The 7808-nt window shown below is 44.2% G+C and carries 5 protein-coding genes and 1 pseudogene; 2 read left to right on the top strand and 4 right to left on the bottom strand.

Translation table 11 applies throughout. The annotated features are described in order from the left end of the window. Positions 1-538: 538 nt before the first annotated feature. From ACRC32_RS13825 to ACRC32_RS13810, 4 genes and pseudogenes are all read right to left on the bottom strand, one after another. Positions 539-754 carry a hypothetical protein gene (locus ACRC32_RS13825; protein WP_317111806.1) on the bottom strand — a complete coding sequence of 72 codons (216 nt, stop codon included), beginning with the start codon at positions 752-754 and terminating at the stop codon, positions 539-541. 574 nt (positions 755-1328) lie between these two features. After that, positions 1329-1568, bottom strand: a complete 240-nt coding sequence (locus ACRC32_RS13820) for a hypothetical protein (RefSeq protein ID WP_438554515.1) — start codon at positions 1566-1568, stop codon at positions 1329-1331. A 61-nt stretch (positions 1569-1629) separates the two neighbouring features. Further along, positions 1630-2505 (bottom strand): annotated as a pseudogene (locus ACRC32_RS13815) (transposase); the annotation flags it as partial. Positions 2506-2590: 85 nt separating this feature from the next. Next, a complete protein-coding gene (locus ACRC32_RS13810) occupies positions 2591-5686 on the bottom strand; it encodes a two-partner secretion domain-containing protein (protein WP_438554514.1) in 3096 nt (1031 codons plus the stop codon). 1067 nt (positions 5687-6753) lie between these two features. Between ACRC32_RS13810 and ACRC32_RS13805 the strand changes: the two genes are divergently transcribed. Together ACRC32_RS13805 and ACRC32_RS13800 are read left to right on the top strand one after the other, a co-directional pair. Then, positions 6754-7476, top strand: a complete 723-nt coding sequence (locus ACRC32_RS13805; protein ID WP_438554513.1) for a ParA family protein — start codon at positions 6754-6756, stop codon at positions 7474-7476. Further along, a partial coding sequence (locus tag ACRC32_RS13800) for a ParB N-terminal domain-containing protein (protein WP_438554512.1) occupies positions 7469-7808 on the top strand: 340 nt, incomplete at its 3' end. The genes ACRC32_RS13805 and ACRC32_RS13800, both read left to right, overlap by 8 nt.

The raw sequence follows: 7808 nt of genomic DNA, 5'->3' as shown, positions 1-7808 counted from the left end.
AAGCTTCTGGTTGTTGCGTGACACTTCGTTGCAGCGACCCTACCTTTGGGTCTTTAACCGGAAATATTTTGGTGATTTTTCATCCAGTAAATGTAATGCTCTGGACATGGCATTTATTCGATGATAGCAAGAGTTCTTGGTCGATCGCTTAAGTCTATCAAAACTATTTAAAAACTTCTCACTTAAGTCAATCGAGAAGAAACTAGAATTCTTAATTTTTTCAATTCTTGGCTTTTAGCTCTAGAATATGTTTGAAATGTTTAAATAGCTTTAGCTTAGGCAAAAATGAGAGTGCTTAATCTTGCAAATTGTAGGTTGAGTTGATAATTCCTGGCGCGTCTAAGTGTGCTTTGAATAAACGGCAAAGTTCATCATAAAAACGGAAGGTGTTTTCCATTGTTACCTGTGTCTGTTTAGGCTTACTAGTTAGTCGATGATGTTATTTGCCCCGTTGGAGAGCTACACCTTCCGCTTGCTCCGATTGGTGTGCTTGTTCAACCTCTCTCCTAAGATTTGTCAGCCAATCAGGATCTTTGAATTAGCTATCGTCGGAAGAATCAGACGACGCCTCAAGGTGCATCTTAGTTACATCAAGTAATGCTTGCAAAAGCATTTCCTGTATATCTACTAATCCATTTGTACCACCGACTACAGCTTTCATTTCCCAATCAGTTAACTCATTAAGTAAGCTGTTAGAAGCCCAAGATATCTCAGAGTTCACTGAATTAAGTGTGGATATCTTAATTCTCGCCATTTTTTTTCTCCTTCATTAGTATCCAAAAGTATTTAGACATGAGATTGAACTATAGCTTGTCTAATCTCATCTTTATATTTTGGTATTAAACTTAAAAATTCAAGTTTTTAATTTAAGTTTTGTAGACTTAATTAAGGTAGTTATGTCTTTCAACTCTTCAAAGCTGTTAAATAATTGAGAGTTTTCTAATATATAACTGGAAACAGTTGCATTCAAAATTCAATACTTCATCGTTTCCGATAAAAAATATAAGCTATCTAGGTGTAAAGAAGTTAACAAGATTTGAGCGCAAATTATGTGTCTATAAGTCTAAATAATCAGTTTTTTAAACCTATATTAATTAGGAGTTAAATGCCAATTAACTTATTCTTAATTTAGCCCTCCTTCACTCATTAGACTTCATGTAGGAATTGGGAAAAGGAAGCTGAAGTGGGTTAAAGGAATAGAATTTTCCCTTTCAGAGTTATTCTTTAACCTTTTACCACAAAAGCACAAAAGCACATACTCGTAACAGGTTTAGCTGTCAATTATCAGCTATCAGTAACTGAGGTTGTGGAGATTTGATTTTCTACTCTCAAGTGCGATCGCCCTTTGTCCCACTGATACCTTGTTGCTGGGGTAGTCCTAAAAAAGTAAGGATAAATTGTAGTGATGAATGAAATATCAGATAGCTCCAATATCGCACGATCGTTGATGCTTTCCCTGGTTTGATATGAGATTCAACTACATCTGCGATCGCCACCAAACCATACTCGTTACAAAGGGTAGATCTAGCGAAGCTATCACCAGGGGCAAGATTGGCTGAAAGCCTCACTATGAATAACTTTCAGCTCGGATAAATCTGACCTGATTAGAGGAAAGCGAAAACGTAACATTTATGCTGCCTCAATCAGTAACCTTTCATTCATGTCTAAACGAAAAGTACCGTAAGGATTGACATGACCCCAAATCAGAGGTGAAAGCGCACGCAAATCCTCCTGCTTCATTAACTTCATCCATTGCTCTTGAGACAACACCTGTTGAATCATCAAAGTATTGATATATACTAAGGAGATTTGCAATAAATGTAAGCATAATACAGCTAATTCTTGGTCTTCTAAACGATTGGTGGCGATCTCTCCACCCTTGCCATAAAAGATAAAACTATTAGCACTATTCCAATTTTCGACTACGTTTAGTCCGGCGTTGATTTCTTGCCGCAGTTCAACCGAATGTAGATATTTGCCCAAAAATATCGTCTTTACTGCCTTACCTAGTTCGGCTAAAGCTTGATAAGTAGGGCGTAACAAATTACCTTTGGTGAAGCGCCTCAAAATTGCGTCCGTCTCTGCCATACCCAAGCGGAGAGCAGTCGCATACTTGACCATTTGGTCATATTGTTGGCGAATCAAATCCCAGTTAATTGAGCGAGTTAAAATCGGTTGCAAATTTGGATAAGCATCATTATGTCCAGTTAGGGGTCGATATAACTTCTGAACGTTTATCCGTTTGAGGCGCGGCATTAACTGGAAACTTAGTAGATGGCAGAAAGCAAAAGCCACCTCACTCTGCCCATGACTATTTACATAATTCTTCTCAACTTTCATCTCCGTACAGTGGCGGAGCAATCCTTCAATCATTGCTGCTATCTCTGAAGACGAACAAGTTTTCAACTGCGAACAAATACAGACAGAGTTTTTTTCAACGTGCCAAGAAATCATCAGACCACGTCCACCATAGCGGATGTGCCATTCGGTCATCAGATTTTGGTCTCAAGCATAATCCGAAAGGGTCGTGTTGCCAAAAATGGTAGGCTCAAATAATTGAGCGAGAGAAAATGCAGGCGATCGCCTTTAGTCACGAACTAGGACAAGTGGTGGGTGTTGCGTTAAACTGACCTGACGTGGTGGAATCGGCATTGGTGAGAACAATCTCGCCTTTGGAGCCGAATTGCCAAGTAGTTGCTTCTACTAAGGGATTGGTTGTAGCATTGGCTGCTTCTGGGTTGGTTTTTTCTTCTGTTGCGCGGTTGCTGGTTTCCGGTGTTTGCAGAGTTGCCCAATCGGTGAGGAGGGCATCAGTGCTGAGTTTATCCCCAGGTGCAGGAGGTAAGCCGCCACGTCCGGCGACAACAAAGCGGTTTTCGGCTCCAGATGGACAGCCTGATGCTACTAAAGTAGAAGCATCGACTGGTGTTGTAGGTAGTTCGACAACATCACGGCTGGGGTCAACTTCTGGTGAGTTGAGTTGCACTGTCCCATCGACTCCTAACTGGGAGCTAGCAGTGATATCGCTTAAAGGTGTCTGTTGCGATCGCTGTTGGATACCGAAGATGGCTTCTGCATTGATCCGAATGTTACCACCCTTGCCACTATAGGCATCGGCACTGATATCGCTATTTTCTTCAGGTAAGGCAACAATGAAGGGTGTATTGATGGTGATATTGCCGCCATTCCCTCCAGCTTGGGCTGTGCCTGCATTGGTTGAGATACCGCTGTTGCGACGCATGAGCAGGAGGTCGGCGATGTTGAGGGTAATGTTGCCGCCATCGATATCAGCAACAGACTCGGATTTGATAGTGCTTCGGTTATCGAGGGTAAGTCGGGACGCATCAATGTTAATGTTGCCCGCAGCTCCTCTAATTTCCGTGTTAGCTGATAGTTGCGCCCCATCGGTTACGATTAGAGATCCAGCCGTAATGTTGATGTCTCCCCCATTACCTGAAGTTCCAGCAAGCCGATTTTGTTGACTTGCACCACTGATAATACGGACTTCAGAACCTGCAAGAGAAATGGAGTCTGCTTTGATAAAAATATTCCCTGCATCTCCTTGCCCTTGAGTTCTGGTATTAATTTCTTGGTCGCCAGAGAGCGATAGAGTACCAGTAGTAATGTTGATATCGCCTCCTCGTCCCACCGCTTCAGGCTCTACTTGAGTGAAAGCACCACTGGTAAACCGATCGGATCTGCCGCTAAACGTGATGCTATCTCGCGCTTCAATGGTTATATTGCCTGCATCGCCTCGACTTTCTGTATCGGCACGTAAGTTAGAGCCACCATCTATCAGTAGCGAACCAGTTTTAATTGTGATATCTCCTCCTTTGCCAATCCCACCCATGCCACTTTCGGTTTCGCTAGGGGAAGTGACTTCAGTGAAAAGATCGGTGCTTCGCAATAAAGTCACTCGATCTCGTGCCTCTATAGTGATATCGCCTGAATCGCCTTCACCTGATGTGCTGGTGGTTATTTGAGAGTTAGATACACGCAGAGAGCCTGTTTTGATGTTGATATTACCACCATTGCCTACCGCGCCGTCATTAACTCGGCTAAGAATTAGGGTTCCTGGTTCTCCAGCCAGGGCAATCGCACCAGGGTCATCTAGAGAAACTAGATCGCGGGCTACAATATCTACCCCTCCAGAATTCCCGCGCCCGTTAACATTTGAGGAAATAACCGCTTTATCACTGAGAAACAGCGAACCCGTATCGATACTTATGCCACCACTGTCACCTACTCCGCCAGAATAAATCTCACTTTCAATATAACTCCTACCCTGCCCGAATAATGAAACAGTGTCACGGGCTTTGATTTCTATTCTCCCAGCATTTCCTTCACCAAAAGTAGCTGTTGATATTGCTGCACCATCTCCAACAGTTAAACTTCCGGTTTCGACGAGTATGTCACCTGCTGTTCCCTTGCCTGTTTCCCCAAGTTGAGCAAACAAGCCGCCATAAGCCGCAGTATCTCCTCTACTTAGTTCTACTGCTTCAGAAGCGCGTACATTTACGTTGCCTGTATTTCCCTCACCAAAATTAAGAACTCCTACTTGTGCACCATCACTGATTCTTAGGCGTTTAGCCTCAACGTTGACATTTCCTGAATTTCCTAACGCTCCAGAGTCCAGGTTGTTAAAGATATAGCTATTGTTAGCAACGGTTACTTTATCTGTAGCATCAAGTGTAATATCTCCTGCTTGAGCGCCTGCCGAGCCGGAATCGCTTAATATCCCCGCATAAAGAAAGCTGCTATCTAAAGCTATATCAGCAGCGTTGACAGCGATACTCCCACCATCTCCAGCAGTAACGTCCACAACTGCTGTATTCTCAAGGCGAACTTCTCCAAAGGAATTAATAGAGCTGTAGTCCAGTAACAAACCTCCCTCTACCTGGTTGAGTTTGACTTCCCCAACATTTCCTACACTACCAATTTCAATGCGTCCACCTTTCGCTGTCAAATTACCATCGTTTAGCAGTACGTTTCCTCCCACCAAAGCCAAAGTTCGTCCTGCTGGTACTTGTAAACCAACCGCTCCACCAGTTACGTTTGTCTCACCGTTAAGACCCAATCCCCGCGACTGATTGACGATCTGCCGTTGAGCAGCTAGTGCATTAAAAAAAAGAGCTGATGGATTTACCGCAAGTAAATTGCTCGTGGTGGGTTCAGAGGCACTGAACAATCCAGTTTCCCCTAGTCGCACTGCATTAGCAGTAGTACCAACAAACGAGCCTCGCACGTCCAAAGTAGCATTTGGTCCAAAAATAATGCCATTAGGATTAATTAGAAACAAGTTTGCATTACCTAACACTCCTAACTTGCCAAAAATGTTAGAGGTGTTGGTTCCCGTCACGCGACTAAGAATATTCTCTACCCCCGTAGGATTAGAAAAGTACGCTCCCCGTCCTTCATCTATACTAAATTGTTGAAAACTGTGAAATAAGTTTGTCCCGCGAATGGCTCCCCCATCAATGCGATCGCTAGGAGTACCGTTAATTTCGCCAGCAGATGTCACGAGTGAATTTTCTGCACCTAAAGTCTCATCAGGTCTAATTTGGCTATCCGGTACAACCTGAGCCAGCGTAGTATTCCCAAAAGCGATCGCGCCCCCTACCACCACACCAGCCAACCCTAACCGTACTCCCCAGCACCTAAGAATTGGAAACATTTGTAGATACATTTTGTTTATAGTAATTATTGAGTTAAATCAATCACATATGGCGAAGCACCAATAACTATAAATACCTACGAGGAAAAAATCAACCCAATATTATGAAGACACGATCGCATCGTAATATCTCGTGACTTTCAGATTGCAGCCTCGTTACAAAAACAAAGCGCGATCGCCAATTGGATAGAGATGGTCAGACTACAATCATTACGATGTCAGCGTACCTGTAGTAAAATACCAGTGTCTGCAATGCGCTCTTGTGTGTGAGTGCGTTATTTGTTGTCAGTAGCCCTGGTGTGTGTTGTTATTCTGGGGCTGCTGCAATTTTGAGTAGTGACCAAATGAAAAAGTCTGAGCTTTTATAAGCGATCGCGAATTGAGGAATTGGGAGTAGCGATCGCTATCTAGTACGCTGCATAAATCTTGTCTGTCAAACGAATAAATGTATAGGTGAGCATTACATCTATCTACAGAGTAAGCACGAGGTAGCGGCATCACTTGAGAGTCTCTCTTACGCCCCTACCCACGGTTGAAGCCCTGGTACACCTAATACCGTACAAGCGAGCATACAGCACATAGCTGTCATCAAGCGTCCCTGCGCTTAGGTCAATGCGGGAATGTAAATAGCGATTGCTGACTAACAATACTTTACTTCTACAAGGAAATTTTATGCATACCGATTTCTGGTCATTTTTCACCGCCGCCGCTTTATTGCTGGAAGTTATCCCTGGTTTGGTAGTCATTTCTCTAGCATTAGAAACCGAGAAAAAGTAGTTGTTATCATCTGAAAATTTCAAATAATCGTTCTCGGAAAAATGCAATTAGCCGCTTCAAAGCTTCTTGGGTACAAGGGTGTGGATTTCCCCGCTTATCCGCGAAATCAATTGTAAAAATGGCATAGGGGCTATGTCAAATGCTATCTCGCATTCTTTCCCGAGCAGAGACAATCTTGCACTCAATGCTATAGTCTTTAATCAAACTAAAGTTTTGACAATCGATTGAGTTGAGCAGACATTATGTAGCCAAAGTTTGTTATCCTGCCTTGCATACGTTAGCGATCGCAATCTGCCCCCTCCATGACTCAGCATCGAATTGCCGTAGCAGCTAGAAAAGGTGGCGTAGGAAAGACTACAGTTGCTTGTAGTCTCGCTTCTGTATTGGCTTTTCAGGGAAAGCGGGTACTGGTGGTAGATTTAGATCCCCAATCCAATGCTGGATACGTTCTGGGAGTTGACCCAACTGCACTAGGCACGGCTGAGCTATTGTCTGGAAATGCACCAAAGCCTTTGGAAGCTGCACCAAATTTACACGTCCTGCCAGGGGGACCAGATCTAACAGATCACAACATTCAAACTCTAGACCCTGAAGACTTAGCAGACGCAGTAGCACCACTTGACTATGACGTATTAATTTTTGACTGCCCTCCTGGGGTGGAGTATCTAGAACGCCTTGGTTTAGTCGCTGCTGATGTGGCGTTGGTTTGTACGGACGCTCACCCGCTGGCGGTTGTGGGTGCGGGGCGAGTGTTGAATGAGTTGAATTTACGGCAGCAAAAGGGGCGTAAAGGTGCAAAGCGTTGGGCATTGGTCTTAAGTAAAATCGACCTGCGCCGCTCAATGGATCGGGCAATAGACGAGCAGTTAGCGGTAACTTACCCGTCGATTAAGCGACTAACGGTTCACCAGGATTCTGCTTTAGCGTGGGCTGCTGCCGAGCGAGTCCCGCTGATGCAGTCCGAGCCGAGTTCAAAAGGGGCAAAAGATTTAATGGCGATCGCGGAGTGGGTAACAAATGGCTAGACCTAGAAAACGCGCTGATAGTGCTGCCCTAATCGCGCAGGCAGCTCAAGTAGCTGATGCCATTCACGAACAAGATCGGGTAGCTGAAGACAAGCAAGTAAGCGATCGCTCTCAAAGGGTCAACTTACCCCTATCCCGCATTCATCCCAGAGCCGAAGATACTCGTCCGCTGCGAGAGCAACACGTCAAAGATTTGGCAGAGTCGGTTGGAGCCTTGGGATTGATCGAGCCGTTGGTAGTCGATCTCAAGGGAGTTTTGCTAGCAGGCGGACACCGATTAGCAGCAATTGGACTGTTGAAGGAAACTAACCCAGAACTCTACCAGCAGCATT

The organism is Chroococcidiopsis sp., assembly GCF_051657925.1.
Classification (GTDB): domain Bacteria; phylum Cyanobacteriota; class Cyanobacteriia; order Cyanobacteriales; family Chroococcidiopsidaceae; genus Chroococcidiopsis.
The sequence above is the reverse complement of the archived record's forward strand: the minus strand, read 5'-3'. Positions and strand labels throughout refer to the sequence as shown.

Excerpts from the sequence above, each read along its gene's own strand:
- ACRC32_RS13825 (WP_317111806.1), bottom strand. The coding sequence starts at position 754 with ATGGCGAGAATTAAGATATCCACACTTAATTCAGTGAACTCTGAGATA.
- ACRC32_RS13810 (WP_438554514.1), bottom strand. The coding sequence starts at position 5,686 with ATGTATCTACAAATGTTTCCAATTCTTAGGTGCTGGGGAGTACGGTTA.
- ACRC32_RS13805 (WP_438554513.1), top strand. The coding sequence starts at position 6,754 with ATGACTCAGCATCGAATTGCCGTAGCAGCTAGAAAAGGTGGCGTAGGA.